Below are 17089 nucleotides of genomic sequence, written 5' to 3'. Positions count from 1 at the left end.
CATCGAACCACGACTGTGAGAACAAGGCCATGACATCAGGACACTATCGGTAATGAACAGCAACAGCCCGTTGGAACAGATCATTGGCGATGACGCACCTTTGATTGCGGATGGGCGCAGCGGCCCTCCTGACCGTCGTGAGATTTCCGCACGCTGGCTGATCGGCACGTTCCTGACCGGTGTAACTTCGACAGTTCTCATGGGGGTTGCTCTGTCTGCCGCACTCGACGGAAGACAGCAACTTGCCACGCCGCCCGAGATCGCCCTGCTCGGCGAGATGTCTGACCCCGAGGGCGAGGCCGCCAAAACCGCAAGACTTGTCACCCCGCATACCATCAGCCGCGGCGAGGACCGCCGGATGATGGAAGTCTCCACGGTCATGCGAAGTGGCGACACCGATGTCATCCGCACGCTGCCTTTCGTTTATGCCAAGATGGCCCTCACGGCCAATCATCCAACGGAAAAGGATTACCCGCCCTTCGACCCACTGGCGGTGTTCGCCGAGGATGGCGCAGCAAGCACCGCCCGGACCGGATTGATCTACGGTGCCAAGGTGGAAAGCGAGGTCAGCCTCAAAAGCCACGATTTCCCGTTGCATTCGTCAGACTTCAGCACCGCCCGCAGCCTGAGCACAGAGGAAGTGGAAGTGGCCGTCCGCAACACGGGCGCAATCCTGACGGATGGCGACGTGCAGGTCGCAGCACTGCATTACGTGGACCCACAACGCTTCGGCGACACGCTCTCGACCCAGGCGCTTGCGGCCTTCAGTGCCCGGATCATTCCGGAGAATGTATCGATTGCCGCCCGAACCGCACGCGAAACCGCACCCGAATTCGCCGAGGATCTCATCCCTTTCCGAACCGAGCGGGCCATCGCCGATGTCTTTGCCCAGTCCGGATACAAGGGCGAGGATGTGGACGGGATGGTCGAGGCGATCACCAAGCTTCTCAATGCTCCCGACCTGAAGGCGGGCACATTGCTGCGTGTGGGCGTCGAAATGCGCGGGGAAAAAAGCCGGGTGGTGCGCACAAGCGTTTATGAGGGCCGCAAGCACATCGTCACCATAGCCCTGGACGACCGCGAGCAGTATGTGCCGGCGGAAGAACCGGAGATGAACCCGGTTCTGCTCGCAGCACTTGATCATCCGACCGCGCCGCGGCGCATGCCACGAGCCGATCTTCCCAGGGTCTATGACGGGATATACCGCGCAGCCTATGCCTATGGACTGACGCCGGAAATGACCAAGCGCCTAGTGAAGCTCCTGTCGGCGGATGTGGACTTCCAGTCGCGACTTGCGCCCACCGACAAGCTGGAGGTCTTCTTCTCTGCTCCCGACACGGACAAGAATGCAACAGATCAGTCCGAACTGCTTTATGTAAAGGCTAGCTTCGGTGGGACCACGCGAACCTTCTACCGCTTTCAGTTCGAAGACGGGACCGTCGATTACTTCGACAGGGATGGCCGCAGCGCAAAGCGGTTCATGCTTAGAAATCCCGTTCCGAACGGTCGTTTCACATCGGGGTTCGGAATGCGGCGGCATCCGGTGCTTGGCTATAGCAAGATGCATACGGGTGTTGACTGGGCGGCTCCACGCGGCACCCCGATCATCGCTGCCGGCGATGGCGTGGTGGAGAAGGCGGGATGGGCCGGCGGGTACGGTCGCCAGACCATTATCCGACACAATAATGGGTTTAAAACCTCCTACAATCACCAGAGCGGCATCGCCAAGGGCGTGACGGCGGGCGCGCGCGTTCGTCAGGGCCAGGTCATTGGTTATGTCGGCGCCACTGGCCTCGTGACAGGCAACCACCTTCACTACGAGATGATCGTCAACGGCACCAAGGTCGATCCGATGCGCGTGCGCCTGCCCGACAATCGCGGGCTCAAGGGCGAAGACCTGCTGGCTTTCGAACGTGAACGCAGTCGCATCGATGAGTTGTTAAAAGAAAACGAGGACGCGCCGCTATCGGTGGCAGCGAGCGGCAGTTAGAGCATTTTGCAGTCAGGTGGAGCCACCTGACGTCCGCACAAATGCGGAAAAGCTCATAGGTAGTGCCAAGCAGCGTTTCCGTGAAACGGTGAACCGCTCTCGTCACAACGCCCGGCCTCATCGAACCTGACACGTCATGCGTACGAATGATATCGGCCGGGCAAAGCAGGCATCCTGGAACATGACCAGCAGCCGCCACGCTTGCGAAATCCTGTCGACGCAGCCTTTTAATCGGATCCGTCGCTATTCAACGAATGTGACGCTCACCCCTGGCTTGACGCGCTTTGCAAGCTCTTCGGCATCCCAGTTGGTCAATCGGATACACCCATGGGAAGCTGTCTTACCGATCTTTGATGGATCCGGCGTTCCGTGAATACCGTAAGTCGGCTTTGACAAGGCGATCCAGACGGACCCCACCGGACCATTGGGCCCTGGCGGGATGGTCAACACCCTGTCGTTGTTGCCCTGCTTGAAGTTGATCTTCGGATTGTACGTGTATTCCGGATTGAGCGCGATCCGGGCTACCGTGTGCGTTCCCGTTGGTGAAGGCGTATCGGATGAACCGATTGTCGCGGGATAGGCGGCGACGAGCTGGCCATCCTCATTGTAGGCGCGCAATTGCTTCGCGCTCTTGTCCGCCACAATGCGGGTGACGTTCGCCTTCATGGGCTTCCCGACATTGACCACTTTGATGATCGTGCCTGGCCGATTGAAATTTGCATCGGGATTGAGTGCGATCAGATACTTCTCATCCATATGAAAGCGCTCGGCGAGCATTTCCACCACGGATGTGTAGGACAGGGCATCAAGCTGGGCCTTGTGCGCATAGTCTGCGGGAACGGATGCAATATAAGGCCCCGCGGCGTCCTCAGCCGTGATGGAGTATTCTTTGAAGGCCGGTCCGCCCGTGCGTTCCAGTTCTGCCTCGATCCATTCCTTGTCGTAGGTTCTGAGCGTCTGCCCAGTTATCTCACGATAGGCCCGGATCGCCTTGTTCACATTGTCGCCAGTGCGGCCGTCGATCACACCGGGCGAGGCACCGACCCGGTCGAGCAGCACCTGGAAGCGGGTCACGTCCTCGCTGACCCCGCGCGGCATGACCACCGCGCTGTCTTTTGGCAGGGCCGGCGCACCGGAAGCCTCGCCCGATCCGGGACCGACGCTGGTACGCTCGTCGGGGATTGCAGCCATGTTATCACGAGGATCCGGCGCATCGAGCGGAGTCCGCTCGATGGGCTCACGGCCGTAATTCGGGTTTTCCCGGTAGGCATCGCGGTCGTCATATCGTGGTGCATTCGCATAGGGATCCGAATAGCGGTTATCGGGTGCGTTGCGCGCTCTGCCGCGATCCCGCCGATAACGATCGACCTCACGAGGATCCGAGAAATCATAAACCTGACCATCGAACTCGCGTGGTCGCGACGGTCGGCTCTCATACTGCCTCCTGCCTGGCGCGGGCGGGCGAATCTCCACCACCTCGCCGGTAAAGGCGTCCACAATGATTTCACGGCCATACTGATCTATATAGACGTCGAAATCATAATTTTGAGCGAGCTGGACCGGGGCTTCCAACGGCTTGCCATCAAGGATTGCCGGGCTGCTTGCAAGCCCGTTGGCCAAGTGGAACGCCTGACCATCGCGCCGCATCTCGACTTCCGGCATCACGGCCCAGGCTGAGGACGGCCCGATAGCCAGGTAAAAAGCGGTCAGCAAATTCAGTTTCACGTTCATCGCCCCTCGACTCATCCCACACGGATAGGCTGTTCGCCTCGCGAGCGATTCGCCCATTTGACGAATGATTTACCATAGGAGATGAACCGGACGTGAAGATGGCGACGGTTGTGGCAATTTCGCGGCGCCGTCAAACCGGGTCCAGCCCCAACTCCCGCCTGAGCCTCCGCGTCAGGCCCGACGCCACGATCCGATGGCTTTCGGCCAGATATTCAGCGAGCGCGTCGTCGCCCATCGTTTCACCAGATTGTCGCTGGATCCACTTCATGCCACGGGAAGCCAGATAGGGCGCCGGGCGCAGGCCCGGCTGTTCCCTGAGCACATCAAATGCGATTTCAGAACATTTGAAGGAGACGGCAAGCGTTCCATCGCCAGCCTGGCTACCGATGGCAAACACTTTTCCGCCCACCTTCCACACATGTGCTCCACCCCACTGAACAACATGGGTGGCGTGAGGAAGGGCACCGCAAACCGCGTTGTATTTTTCGATCTGCATGCGCCCTCCCCGGCTTTCTGGTTAAGCAGCCTGACCGGCCTGCTCATCAAGAGAAGCCTTGCGAGGCCGGAAAATGAGCCGGTCAGACCCTGACGTGACCTTCACTGTGGACCCGTCAAAGATCTCTCCCTGCAGGATCTTTTCTGCCAGCGGGTCCTGAAGCTCCTTCTGGATCACGCGTTTCAGGGGGCGCGCACCATAGGCTGGATCGTAACCCTTGTTGGCCAGCCACTCGATTGCCTCGCTATCGAGATCGAGAGTGATCTTGCGATCCGCAAGCAGGCTTCCCAAACGCTGCAACTGGATTTCAACGATCTGTCCCATGTCCTGACGACGCAAACGATGGAAGAGAATTACCTCATCGATCCGATTCAGGAACTCCGGTCGGAACGAAGCCTTGACCACACCCATCACATCACTGCGAACCTTGTCGACATCGTCGCCCTCACCAAGGTTCACGAGATACTCGGCGCCAAGGTTGGATGTCATCACAATGAGCGTGTTTCGGAAGTCCACCGTGCGGCCTTGGCCGTCCGTCAGGCGTCCATCATCGAGCACCTGCAAAAGCACATTGAACACGTCCTGATGGGCCTTTTCGATCTCGTCGAAAAGAATGACCTGATAAGGCCGGCGTCTGACGGCCTCCGTCAGAACACCGCCTTCCTCATAGCCGACATAGCCGGGGGGGGCGCCGATAAGGCGGGCCACGGAGTGCTTCTCCATGAACTCCGACATGTCGATACGCACCATGGCCTGCTCATCGTCGAAGAGGAAACTGGCAAGCGCCTTTGTCAGCTCCGTCTTGCCGACGCCCGTCGGACCGAGGAACATGAATGAGCCGATCGGCCGGTTGGGGTCCTGAAGACCCGCTCGGGCACGGCGGACAGCCTTGGAAACAGCCTGTACGGCCTCTCCCTGCCCCACGACGCGCCTGGCCAGCTCATCTTCCATACGGAGAAGTTTTTCGCGCTGAGCTTCAAGCATCTTGTCGACCGGGATCCCGGTCCACCGCGAGACAATATGCGCGACGTGATCCGGCTTGACCGTCTCTTCGACCATGCCGCCGGAACCTTCTTCCTCGCCTTGAGCTTCAGCTTCGGCCAGTTTTTTCTCGAGCTCCGGGATCAGTCCGTAAGCCAGTTCACCGGCGCGCTGGAATTCACCCTTGCGCTGGGCAATAGCCAGTTCATTGCGCGCTTCATCGAGTTGCTTCTTGAGATCTGCAGCAAGGCCGAGCTTGTCCTTTTCGGCAGCCCACCTGCTGGTCAGGCGTGCCGATTCTTCCTCGAGGTCGGCGAGCTCGGTCTCGAGCTTCGCCAGGCGATCCTGCGATGCCTCGTCTTTCTCCGCTTTCAGCGCTTCACGTTCGATCTTGAGCTGCATGATGCGCCGGTCGATCTCATCGAGCTCCTCCGGTTTGGAATCCACCTGCATGCGCAGTCGCGATGCCGCCTCGTCCACGAGGTCGATGGCCTTGTCGGGCAGAAACCGGTCGGTGATATAGCGGTTGGAAAGCGTGGCGGCTGCAACCAGGGCCGAGTCGGAGACCCGCACCTTGTGGTGCTGCTCATACTTCTCCTTCAGGCCGCGCAGGATCGAAACCGTGTCCTCAACGGTCGGTTCTTTTACGAAAACCGGCTGGAAACGGCGTGCGAGCGCGGCGTCCTTTTCCACATGCCTGCGATACTCGTCGAGCGTCGTTGCACCGACGCAATGCAGTTCTCCCCGCGCCAGCGCAGGCTTGAGAAGGTTCGAGGCGTCCATAGCGCCGTCAGCCTTGCCGGCCCCGACGAGCGTGTGCATTTCGTCGATAAAGAGAATGATATTGCCGTCGGCAGCCGTGACCTCCGATAGAACGGCCTTCAGCCGTTCCTCGAATTCGCCGCGATACTTCGCGCCGGCAATGAGAGCGCCCATATCAAGCGCCATCAACTGTTTGTCCTTGAGGGATTCAGGCACGTCTCCGTTCACAATGCGCAGGGCGAGCCCTTCGGCGATAGCCGTCTTGCCAACACCTGGCTCGCCGATCAGCACCGGGTTGTTCTTGGTGCGGCGGGAGAGAACCTGAATGGTGCGCCGAATCTCGTCATCGCGACCGATCACCGGGTCGAGCCGGCCAGCGCGGGCGTCCGCGGTCAGATCGCGCGCATACTTCTTGAGCGCATCATATGCCTGTTCGGCACTGGCAGAATCGGCAGTGCGACCCTTGCGAATGTCGTTGATGGCCTGATTGAGCGCTGTCGGGGTAACCCCTGCCCTGGCCAGAATATCAGCGGTCTTCGCTGACTTTTCCACCGACAAGGCGGTCAGCAGACGCTCGACGGTGACAAAGCTGTCTCCGGCCTTCTTGGCCAACTCCTCGGCCGTCGAAAACACCTTCGCAAGCGGCTGAGCCATATAGAGCTGACCGTTGCCACCCTCAACCTGAGGCATGGCTTTCAGCGCCGCTTCGACGCCAAGGCGCACATCTTCAGCCCGCCCGCCTGCCCGCTCAATCAGGGAGGCTGCAAGGCCTTCTTCATCATCGACAAGCACCTTCAGCAGATGCTCCGGCGTGAATTGCTGATGGTTGCTGGTGAGCGCAAAGGTCTGTGCAGCCTGAATAAAACCGCGCACGCGCTCCGAATATTTTTCAAAGTTCATAAGTGTCTCCATTTCCCTGCCGACCTGCTTTGCAGCACCGGCAACGATTAATGCGACGGGCTCCCATAAACCGTGATGAGATCAGAATATCACGGTCCGGTGTGGCAAGCCCAACTGATTGGGATATGGGAACATATCCCTATCGGCACAAGATGGGGACCAAATGAAAACGGCGGGGAAGCCCCGCCGTCAATGACACAAAAGCCGCTTTGCTCAGCCCTGAGCAGCAATCTCTTCAGGCACAGCGGCGGAAGGCCCGGCCTCATTGCCATCACCGCCCTCTGCGTCGTCGTTCTTGCGCGCACGGGTACGACGCGGGCGCTTAGCCGGCTTTTCGGCTTCCTGCGCCTCTTCGCCGTCCTCTGCTTTGGCAGCGGCGGGTTTGCGGCTGCGGCGTGCAGGCTTCGGCTTTTCATCATCTGCACTGCCGTTCATGCCGCCGGCCGCATGACCATTGCCTGCGTTGCCCTGCTCGCCGTGCAAAGCTACTTCAGCCGGCGTGTCCTGAATTTCAGGCTGTGGGCCGGAGCCATCGTCGACGCGTTTCTGGCGCTGAGCCTTCTGGCCACCATTGTTGGCTTCTGCAGTATCCTGCTCATCGCCGTCACCATCCGCATCGTCACGATTTTCACGCGACTGCTGCTGCTGCTGAAGCTGCGCCTGGGCAGCGGCAATGATACGATTGTAATGTTCCGCATGCTGCAGATAATTCTCGGCCATCACACGATCACCGGAACTTTGCGCATCGCGCGCCAGAGTGGCGTATTTATCTGCTACCTGTTGTGCCGTTCCGCGGATTTTTACGTCCGGGCCATTGCTCTCATAGCTACGCGCTAAAGGATTTGGGCCCTTGCGGTTGTTGTTGCCGCGACCGCGCATGCGCCTGTTCTGCTGTTGTGGCCTCATTCGACTCTCTTGGTTTTTGAGACTGCTTGTTCGAGACAGATTTTTGAAACGATACTCTTTCAGATGGCGGACGATGGCGGGAAGCCAGCAGTCTCACATCTCCCCTTGGCTCTGTGCCGCACCGCATTCTGCGGGCGCCAACGCCATTGCTGTTCCGCTTCAAATCAGTTGCCGGACAATCCCCGCAAAGAAGCAGAGGCGATAAACGCCCTTCACGACAGCTGGTCCTCGGGAACCGAATCGATAACGGTGCTGTCTGCTTCGTCCCATCCGGTAGGCGGAACCTAGCGGCATTCTTTTGCAATGCCAAGCTTTTTTTCAACCTTGTTCACGAGCTGTTTCCTGGACCAAAAACCAGCGCCCGGTCATGTCCGGCGAGGTCTCGGCCATGCGCCCTCAAACGGAAACCCTGTTCCGTGAAAAGACCGGTCACGCTCTCCTTCTGATCATGTCCGATTTCTACCGCAAGGATCCCGCCAACCGCCAGAAAAGCAGAACCCTCGGCAGCAAGCCGCCTGTATGCATCAAGACCGTCCTGCCCGGCAACCAGCGCCCGTCGCGGGTCGTGTTCCCGGACCTCTATGGCCAGGTCGCTCCAATCATCTTCACGAATATAGGGCGGATTTGAGACGATGATATCGAACCGACCGTGAACACTTTCGAACCAGTCGGACAGACACGCTTCAAACCGATGCCCGCAACCATTCATATCGGCATTGGCGCGCGCCGTTGCAAGCGCGTCGGCTGAAATATCCGCACCTGTCGCGCGCGCCTCGGGCAAAACGCTGAGCAGGGCAAGTGCGATTGCCCCCGTTCCGGTGCCCAGGTCGAGAACACGCCAGGGACGATCCTCGCCACCAAGACGGCGAACTTCGTCCAGCACCAGTTCAACCAGCGTTTCCGTATCCGGACGAGGCTCCAGGGTTTCTTCGGAGAGCTTCAAATTAAGGCCGTAAAACTCCCTGAAACCGAGGATCCGGTGCACGGGTTTGCCGGCGATGCGCTGATTGATGAGTTGTTGCGCGAGATCGCGCTCGTCGTCGCTGACGGGTCTGTCGGGTCGCGACACGGCATCGAGACGCGTGGTTTGAGTCACATGCTCGACCAGAAGGCGCGCATCGAGCGACGCCTCAGAGATACCGGCACTTGCCAGTTCATTCCGCGCCCATGTCAAAAGCGCGCCGAGCGTCTCCGCCTCAGCCATCCGTCCCGGTTTCCGCGAGCAGCTTTGCCTGGTGATCGGAGATCAGAGCATCGATCACCTCGTCGAGATCGCCTTCGATCACTCGGTCCAGCTTGTACAGGGTGAGGTTGATACGATGATCCGTAAGGCGCCCCTGCGGGAAATTATAGGTGCGAATGCGCTCGGAACGATCGCCGGTCCCAACCTGCAAGCGGCGCGCCTCGGAGCGCTCGTCCGCCGCTTTCATACGCTGCATGTCGAACAGGCGTGCGCGCAGGATCTGCATGGCGCGGGCCCTGTTCTGATGCTGAGATTTCTCTGCCTGCAACACGACGATGCCGGTCGGAATGTGCGTGATACGCACCGCCGAATCGGTGGTATTGACGTGCTGGCCGCCGGCTCCCGATGCGCGCATCGTGTCGATGCGAATGTCGTCCGGCTTGATGTCGACGTCGATCTCTTCGGCCTCCGGAAGCACGGCCACGGTCGCTGCGGAGGTGTGAATTCGCCCCTGTGCTTCCGTGGCCGGAACGCGTTGGACCCGGTGAACACCGGATTCGAATTTCAGGCGTGAGAACACTCCGCGACCCGAGACGGTGGCAATGATTTCCTTGTAACCGCCAGCCTCGCCCTCGCTGGCGGAAACCACCTCAACCCGCCATCCTTTTTCCGAGGCGTAACGTTCATACATGCGGAACAGGTCGCCAGCGAAAAGCGCCGCCTCATCGCCTCCGGTACCCGCCCGAATTTCCAGAATGGCGTTCTTGTCGTCGGCTTCATCCTTCGGCAGGAGAAGGATTTGCATCTCCTCTCGCAGCGTCTCTATGCGCTGGTCCACATCCTCAAAATCGGCTTCAGCGAGTTCGCGCATCTCCTTGTCGGTGGTTGGATCGGCAAGCATCGATTTGAGATCGTCGAGTTCCGATTCTGCCTGACGCAACTCCCGGATCTTGCCCGCCACCTCCTGCAGTTCCGAATATTCGGAAGCGAGCTTCACATAAACATCAGGCTCCGGACCGGCCGCCATCTGCGTTTCGATAAGTTCGAAACGTTTGAGAACCTGGTCCATGCGGTCGCGCGGCAAGTCGGTCATCGACGGGAAAGCCTGTCAGTTCTAGAGAGCAATTGAGTGCTTGTTGGCGAAATCGCGCAGCAGCGCGCGAATATCGGTTGACGCGCTGTGGTTGGCAAGCGCTTCGTCCATCATGACCGAAAGGTCCGACAACGGTAGTTCGCAAAGCATGGCCTTTACCGGCCCAATGGCGGCTGGAGCCATGGAGATGGACCGAAAACCGACCCCAAGCAGCGCCATCGCCGAAATTGGCCGTCCTGCCAGTTCGCCGCACAGTGTCACCGGCGTTCCCGATTGATCGCCAGCGCGCACAATCTGGCGCAAAATGCGCAGGAAAGGCACACTCAAAGGATCGAAGCGATCGGCAATGCGTGTATTGCCGCGATCTGTGGCCGTGACGAACTGAAATAGATCGTTCGAACCCACGGAAACGAAATCCACAGCCTGCATCAGCTCATCAAGCTGCCACAGGAGGGAAGGCACTTCGATCATGGCGCCGATCTTGAGCCGCGTCGGCAGGAGATAGCCGAACCGGGAGAGATGCCGCACCTCCCGGTCAATAATATCACGGGCCTGACGCACTTCATTCACTTCCGTGACCATCGGCAGCATCATGCGCAGCTCGCGCCCGCCTGCTGCTTTGAGAAGCGCGCGTATCTGCGTGCGCAGCAATCCGGGACGATCCAGCGTCAATCGAATGGCGCGCCAGCCCAGCGCAGGGTTTTCCTCATGCTGCGCGCCCTTGAAATAAGGGAGCACCTTGTCGCCGCCAATGTCGATGGTGCGGAACGTAACCGGCTTGCCGTCTGCTGCTTCCAGCACTTCGCGATAAAGCCGCTCCTGCGCCTCGACTCTTGGAAAAGCCGCCGCAACCATGAACTGAAGTTCAGTGCGAAAAAGCCCGATACCGGCCGCGCCCGACTGCGCCAGCTGCGGCAGATCGACGGCGAGCCCCGCATTCATCATCAGGTCGACAGGAACTCCGTCCTTCGTTTCCGTGGGGCGGTCTCGGAGTTCCTGATAAAGCTTTTGGCGCCGAGCACGGAAACGCACCTTTTCGGCATAAGCACCCTCGACGTCCGCCTGCGGACGCAAATGCACCTGCCCATCCTCACCATCGACGATGATCGCATCGCCATTCTCCGACATGGAGACGGCACCCTTCACCTGGCCAACAGTGGGCAGTCCGATGGCACGGGCCACGATAACGATATGACTTGTCGGGGCCCCCTCCTCCAGAACGAGCCCGCGCAGCTTCTGACGGGGATAATCCAGCAGTTCGGCTGCCCCCATGGAACGGGCGACGATAATGGCGTCCTTCGGTACGATTTCCGCCAGCGCATCCGGGCCCCGCCCCATGAGCTGGCGCAAAAGGCGGTTGGCGAGGTCATCGAAATCGCTCATCCTCTCACGCAGATAGGGGTCGGTCATGTGCATCATGCGCGCGCGCATGTCGCTCTGTACCTTTTCGACCGCGGCTTCGGCAGTCAGACCATTGTTGATGGCCTCCTGTAGCCGCCGCACCCAACCACGGTCATTGGCAAACATGCGGTAGGCCTCGAGAACAGCGCGGTGCTCTCCCTCGAATGCCACATCCCGGCGGGACAACATGTCATCGATGGAAAGCCTGAGCGAATCGAGTGCGGTCTCAAGCCTGTCAAGTTCGACATCACTATCTTCGTTGAACAGCGCGGTAACGACAATGCGCGGCTCGTGCAACACCACATGCCCCAGTCCGACCCCTTCATTGAAGGGCAGGCCTGTCATGCTCACGGGACGGCTCAGATCCAACTCGATACCGGGGCGCGTCAGTCTTGCCAGATCGCCGGTCGCGATCATTTCGGCAATGACCATTGCGACCGTTTCCAGTGCCTCGATCTCGTCCTCACGGTAATGCCTCATGGTGCGGTTCTGCACCACAAGAACGCCAAGCGTGCGGCCAGCCCTTAGCACAGGCACCCCGAGGAACGAGTGATAAACCTCTTCACCCGTTTCCGGCAGATAGGTAAAGGCCGGGTGCTTCTGCGCGTCGGAGAGATTGAGCGGGCGCGCGCTGGCGGCGATGGTGCCGACCAGGCCCTGGCCAAGACGAAGCTGCGCCAGATGAACCGCGCCGGGGTTCAGGCCCTCGGTCGCATAGAGCTCCAGCATCGAATCGGCACGCAGCACATAGAGCGAGCAGACCTCGGCAACCATGTTCTGGGCGATTTCACGAACGATACGGTCGAGTCGCTCCTGTGGATCGAGCGCCTCCGCCATCAATTCCCGCAATCGCCTTAACAGCACCCTTGGGCCGCCGGCAGAATCTCGCATCGAACCCCTCTCCCTTGGCCAATGCCAGCCACTTGCAGGAGCCAGGCAGAAGCCGGTTTTCGGGTTATTGTTTTCTACTGCTTATCGAGACCGTAGACAGAATGCAAAGTGCGGACGGCCAATTCTGCATAAGGACCGTCGATCAGGATCGAAATCTTGATCTCTGACGTGGTGATCGCACGAATGTTGATGCCCTTCTCTGCAAGGGCCTTGAACGCGATCGCGGCAACGCCAGCATGGCTGCGCATACCAATGCCGATGACAGAGACCTTGACCAGACCCGCTTCCGACTGAATAGCGTCGAAGCCGATCGTTTCGCGTACTTTGTCAAGGACGGCAACAGCCTTCTCCAGATCTCCAGAGGGTACGGTGAAGGTCATGTCGGTGCGCGATCCATCCTCGGAGATGTTCTGCACGATCATGTCGACATTGATGTTGGCCTCGGCCAGCGGACCAAAAATTCCGGCAGACACGCCTGGACGATCCGCGACGCGACGAAGCGATATCTGCGCCTCGTCCTTGGCGTAGGCGATGCCGGTGACGACTTGCTGTTCCACGATTTCATCCTCATCGCAAATGAGCGTACCGGGCGGATTTACAAAATCCCCCATACCCGGCGCATCCGGATCTTCGAAAGACGATCTGACGAAGGTTCTGACCCTGTGCACCATCGCCAGCTCCACTGACCGCACCTGCAGCACCTTGGCTCCAAGCGACGCCATTTCGAGCATTTCTTCAAACGAAATTTTCGGCAGGCGGCGTGCCTTTGGTTCGATGCGCGGATCGGTGGTGTAGACGCCATCGACATCAGTGTAGATGTCGCAGCGGTCGGCTTTTACTGCGGCAGCGACCGCGACGGCGCTGGTGTCGGAACCGCCGCGCCCAAGCGTGGCGATACGATTGTCAGGACCGATGCCCTGGAAACCGGCAACCACTGCAACCTGGCCCATGCCCATACGACGAACGATCTCGCTGCCGTCAATATCCTCGATGCGAGCCGCACCGTGAGCGTTGTCGGTGCGGATCGGAATCTGCCAGCCCTGCCAGGAGCGCGCATCGACCCCCATGGATTGGAGAGCGATTGCCAGCAAGCCGCTGGTGACCTGCTCGCCTGAGGCAACGATAGCGTCATACTCGCGCGCGTCGAAGAAAGGAGATTCGGCGCCTGTCGCCCTGGGCATGGCCTGCGCCCAACCCACCAGCTCATTGGTCTTGCCGGACATTGCCGAAACGACAACGGCGACTTCGTGCCCGGCATCCGTTTCGCGTTTGACATGGCGTGCCACATTGTGGATGCGGTCGATATCGGCGACGGAGGTTCCGCCGAACTTCATCACGATGCGCGCCATGGGAACGGAGTGCCTTTGCTCGGAAATTCCAACCACCCGGGAGAGGTGGACACAACACGACACAGCGACGGAACCCCGCCCTGCGCCGCGCACTCCATACCCAAAAGATCGGTTATCTGCAAGCAATGTGACACGGCGTTGGGAAGCCTTGGAAAAGCGCGATCGCGAACGGCACTGTTCCTGTAAACAGCCCCACCAGAACACTTGAGACAATTCCCGCCTTGACAATCCGATGCCGCGCCCCGACTTCATGGTCCAGGCTAGAGCAACACCCAGCGAGGGGCTTTCAATGTCCGAAGCGCAGCATACGACGATTGACAAACGAGAGATCGAGCATTTTTCAGCGCTTGCGGCGGAATGGTGGAATCCTGCCGGCAAGATGGGTGTCCTGCACAAGTTCAATCCTGTCCGCCTTGCTTACATACGCGACCATGTAGCGGCCCATTTCGGCCGCGATCCCCATGCGGCAAAGCCCTTTGCGGGCCTGCGCATGCTCGACATCGGGTGCGGCGGCGGGCTCTTGTGCGAACCCATGGCACGCCTCGGCGCAGATGTGGTCGGTGCAGACGCCTCCGAGACCAACATCGAAGTCGCAAAGATCCATGCCGAGCAGAGCAAGCTCTCCATAGATTATCGCGCTACCACGGCAGAAGCCCTGGCCGACGCAGGTGAGAGCTTCGACATCATCCTCAACATGGAAGTGGTGGAGCATGTTGCCGACGTGGACCTGTTCCTGGGCAAATGCGGCGCCATGCTGAAACCCGGCGGCTTGATGTTCGTTGCCACTATCAATCGCACCCTGAAAGCCTGGGGACTGGCGATTATCGGCGCGGAATACGTGCTCGGGTGGCTGCCACGTGGCACGCACCAATACGACAAGCTCGTGCGTCCGAAGGAACTGGAGCGGAGCCTTGTCGGCGCCGGCGTCACGATCATCGACCGCACCGGGGTGGTTTACAATCCGCTCGGCGACCGCTGGCAGCGGTCGCGCGATATGGATGTCAATTACATGGTCGCCGCGACAAAGCCCATCGCTTGAACGGCATCAGTTTTGATCATCGGGCAAAAGCGGCAGCGGCATGAACTCGACGCCGTCTTCCAGTAAAGAAGCAGCTTCTTCAGACGTCGCTTCGCCATAAATGCCACGCGCCTCGGATTCGCCGAAATGAATTTTGCGCGCCTCTTCGGCGAACCGGTCACCCACATAGTCCGCGTTTTCGCGGACCTTCTTCGACAGTTCCTTGAGCTGGGCAAGCGCTTTCTTCTGCTGCTCGCCCATGGCGAGCGCGATCTGTTCGCGCCGCTTGCCAGTGGAAACCGCCGGCGCCATCAGGGCTTTCTGCACACTGGAGGTACCGCAATGCGGGCATGAAACGAGACCGCGCTCATTCTGCGCATCGAAGTCGGCATTGTTGCGGAACCATGCTTCGAATGCGTGGTCGTGCTCGCAGATCAGATTGAAACTGATCATGAAGCCTTCCTTTCATTCGAAGCGCTGTCTGAAACACGCGCCACCGAGAAGTCCCGTGCATTCCTCAAATTCGGAATCTTCGCGCGCGCCGCCGTCACCTGGTCGAGGTCCAGTTCGGCAATCGCAACGCCCGGCCCGTCTCCATCCACCTCGGCCAGAATCCGTCCCCAGGGGTCGACGATCAAAGAATGGCCGTAGGTCTCGCGGCCGTCCTCGTGCAACCCGCCCTGAGCGGCACTGATCATGAAGGCACCGTTCTCAATGGCACGGGATCGCACCAGAACATGCCAGTGCGCTTCGCCGGTCTGGCGAGTGAAGGCCGCCGGCGCGGTCAGCACCTGGGCTTCGGCCCGTGCCAGCGCGCGAAAAAGCTGCGGAAAACGCAGATCGTAACAGATGGCAAAACCGAGCCGTCCAAAGGGCAGATCGGCAACAACGGCCCGTTCCCCAAGGGCATAAGTGGCAGATTCGCGCCAGCTCTCGCCATTGTCGAGATCCACATCGAACATGTGGAGCTTGTCATAGGTGGTGATCAACCGTCCTTCCGGACCAAACAAAAAGGCCCGATTGGCCACACGACCGTTGTCCAGCGCCACGGCTGTGGAGCCGAGATGCACATAGATCGACAATTCCCGCGCTAGAAACTGCGCCCGGTCGATCACCAGCGCTCCACGCGGGCCAGCGATCCGCGACATCAGGTCTTCTCGGCTGCGCACGAGAACGCCCGTCATTTCAGGACTTTGTACATACTGAGCGCCCTGCCCTGCCGCCTCGCGCACCAGAGCCTCGAAAGCGTCGGCATTAGCCTCCGGCTCGGTGCCGGAACGCATTTGAAGAGCCGCAGCGATCAGCTTGTTCATGCGTGTCCCTCCGCCAGCATGACATCCAGTTTTCCATCGCGCTCAAGCGCATGAAGTTCATCGCAGCCACCCACATGGGTATCGCCGATAAAAATCTGCGGGAAGGTCGAGCGACCGTTCGCACGCTGAATCATCTCCTGCCGCAGTTCATCGGAGAAACTCGCATCGTGCTCCGTATAGGCAACCCCCTTGCTATCGAGCAATCGCTTGGCCGCACTACAGAAGCCACACATCATCCGGGTATAGATCGTCACATTAGCCATAGTCGGTTCCATACTCTTCACGGGGCTTATATAGGGCCTTGATCCTCGGCTCGGAAGTCCCCAGGCAGAACACGTGCAAAGGTCAGCACGTCGACCTGCCGGGCGCCTGCCCTTTTCAGAACGCGCGCGGCGGCTTCTACAGTGGCACCCGTCGTGTAGACATCATCAACCAGAATGATGCGCCGTGATTTGACGTGCGGCAAAGCCGTATCAGGAACATGAAAGGCCCCACGCACATTCGCCTCGCGCTCACGCGCGCCCAATCCGACCTGCTGCCGCGTCCGGCGTTTTCGAACAAGCGCATCGGGCGCGTAGCTGAGCCCTGCACCATGCGCAACCGCGCGTGCCAGTTCCGCCGATTGATTGAAGCGTCGGGATAGAAAACGGGCGCGATGCAAGGGCACGGGAACCACCAGATCACACTCTGGCGTGAGTTCAGCGCCGGCACGGAGCATCCAGCGCGCCATCCAGGGTGCGAGATCCGTTCGGTCCCGGAACTTCAGTGACTGCGCCATCCCCCGTGCGACCCCTTCATACACCACCGCCGATCGTGCTCGCGCAAAGGATGGCGGATTCGCAATCGCTTCAGCGGAAAGCATCGTGTCGCCGAGATCCAGAGAGAAAGGAGTCCCCATGACCGGGCACCATGGTCTCTCCAGGAACCGCAACCGTCCCCAGCAGGATGGACAAAGCGTCCCTGGTTCCGTGACCAGATTCGCACAGCCAAGACACACGGGCGGAAAAAGCGCACGCTGCAACCACCCCGTCATCAAACCCGAGAATCGCGAAATGCCCGCAGCCACCACGATCAC

14 protein-coding genes are annotated in these 17089 nt (G+C 59.7%); 2 read left to right on the top strand and 12 right to left on the bottom strand.

Annotated features, from left to right (window positions below; all coding sequences use genetic code 11):
• Positions 1 to 52 precede the first annotated feature (52 nt).
• A complete protein-coding gene (locus P2W41_RS04765) occupies positions 53 to 1990 on the top strand; it encodes a M23 family metallopeptidase (protein ID WP_404934440.1) in 1938 nt (645 codons plus the stop codon).
• Positions 1991 to 2233: 243 nt separating this feature from the next.
• Here the strand turns inward: P2W41_RS04765 and P2W41_RS04760 are convergent, their stop codons facing one another.
• From P2W41_RS04760 to P2W41_RS04725, 8 genes are all read right to left on the bottom strand, one after another.
• Positions 2234 to 3721, bottom strand: a complete 1488-nt coding sequence (locus P2W41_RS04760; protein WP_404934439.1) for a L,D-transpeptidase — start codon at positions 3719 to 3721, stop codon at positions 2234 to 2236.
• A gap of 130 nt (positions 3722 to 3851) precedes the next feature.
• Entirely contained in the window at positions 3852 to 4217 is a 366-nt protein-coding gene (locus P2W41_RS04755; RefSeq protein ID WP_404934438.1) for an MmcQ/YjbR family DNA-binding protein, read from the bottom strand.
• 21 nt (positions 4218 to 4238) lie between these two features.
• Positions 4239 to 6860 carry an ATP-dependent chaperone ClpB gene (clpB, locus tag P2W41_RS04750; RefSeq protein ID WP_292897391.1) on the bottom strand — a complete coding sequence of 874 codons (2622 nt, stop codon included), beginning with the start codon at positions 6858 to 6860 and terminating at the stop codon, positions 4239 to 4241.
• A gap of 213 nt (positions 6861 to 7073) precedes the next feature.
• Positions 7074 to 7766 (bottom strand): DUF4167 domain-containing protein, encoded by a 693-nt coding sequence (locus tag P2W41_RS04745; protein ID WP_292897393.1) that lies wholly within the window; start codon positions 7764 to 7766, stop codon positions 7074 to 7076.
• A gap of 328 nt (positions 7767 to 8094) precedes the next feature.
• Positions 8095 to 8970, bottom strand: coding sequence for a peptide chain release factor N(5)-glutamine methyltransferase (prmC, locus tag P2W41_RS04740; RefSeq protein WP_404934437.1), 876 nt, complete (start codon positions 8968 to 8970; stop codon positions 8095 to 8097).
• Positions 8963 to 10042 (bottom strand): peptide chain release factor 1, encoded by a 1080-nt coding sequence (prfA, locus tag P2W41_RS04735; RefSeq protein ID WP_292897397.1) that lies wholly within the window; start codon positions 10040 to 10042, stop codon positions 8963 to 8965. The genes prmC and prfA overlap by 8 nt, the downstream gene beginning before the upstream one ends.
• A gap of 21 nt (positions 10043 to 10063) precedes the next feature.
• Entirely contained in the window at positions 10064 to 12334 is a 2271-nt protein-coding gene (gene ptsP, locus P2W41_RS04730) for a phosphoenolpyruvate--protein phosphotransferase (RefSeq protein ID WP_404934436.1), read from the bottom strand.
• Between the two features lie 74 nt (positions 12335 to 12408).
• A complete protein-coding gene (locus P2W41_RS04725; RefSeq protein WP_404934435.1) occupies positions 12409 to 13683 on the bottom strand; it encodes an aspartate kinase in 1275 nt (424 codons plus the stop codon).
• A gap of 289 nt (positions 13684 to 13972) precedes the next feature.
• Between P2W41_RS04725 and ubiG the strand changes: the two genes are divergently transcribed.
• A complete protein-coding gene (gene ubiG, locus P2W41_RS04720; protein ID WP_292897403.1) occupies positions 13973 to 14722 on the top strand; it encodes a bifunctional 2-polyprenyl-6-hydroxyphenol methylase/3-demethylubiquinol 3-O-methyltransferase UbiG in 750 nt (249 codons plus the stop codon).
• Positions 14723 to 14728: 6 nt separating this feature from the next.
• Here ubiG and P2W41_RS04715 read toward each other — a convergent pair whose 3' ends face one another.
• The 4 genes from P2W41_RS04715 to P2W41_RS04700 are packed head-to-tail and all read right to left on the bottom strand — an operon-like array spanning position 14729 to position 17047.
• Positions 14729 to 15154 carry a DUF1178 family protein gene (locus tag P2W41_RS04715; RefSeq protein ID WP_292897405.1) on the bottom strand — a complete coding sequence of 142 codons (426 nt, stop codon included), beginning with the start codon at positions 15152 to 15154 and terminating at the stop codon, positions 14729 to 14731.
• Positions 15151 to 16014, bottom strand: a complete 864-nt coding sequence (locus P2W41_RS04710; protein WP_404934434.1) for a carbon-nitrogen hydrolase family protein — start codon at positions 16012 to 16014, stop codon at positions 15151 to 15153. The genes P2W41_RS04715 and P2W41_RS04710 overlap by 4 nt, the downstream gene beginning before the upstream one ends.
• On the bottom strand, positions 16011 to 16277 hold the full coding sequence (gene grxC / locus P2W41_RS04705) for a glutaredoxin 3 (protein WP_292897409.1): 267 nt from the start codon (positions 16275 to 16277) through the stop codon (positions 16011 to 16013). The genes P2W41_RS04710 and grxC overlap by 4 nt, the downstream gene beginning before the upstream one ends.
• Positions 16278 to 16303: 26 nt before the next feature.
• Complete coding sequence (locus tag P2W41_RS04700) at positions 16304 to 17047, bottom strand: ComF family protein (protein ID WP_292899951.1); 744 nt, start codon at positions 17045 to 17047, stop codon at positions 16304 to 16306.
• Positions 17048 to 17089: the final 42 nt, after the last annotated feature.

Source organism: Nitratireductor sp. L15S-10, from assembly GCF_045011005.1.
GTDB lineage: Bacteria > Pseudomonadota > Alphaproteobacteria > Rhizobiales > Rhizobiaceae > Nitratireductor.
Note: the sequence above shows the minus strand (reverse complement) of the source record. Positions and strands in the feature narration are given on the sequence as shown.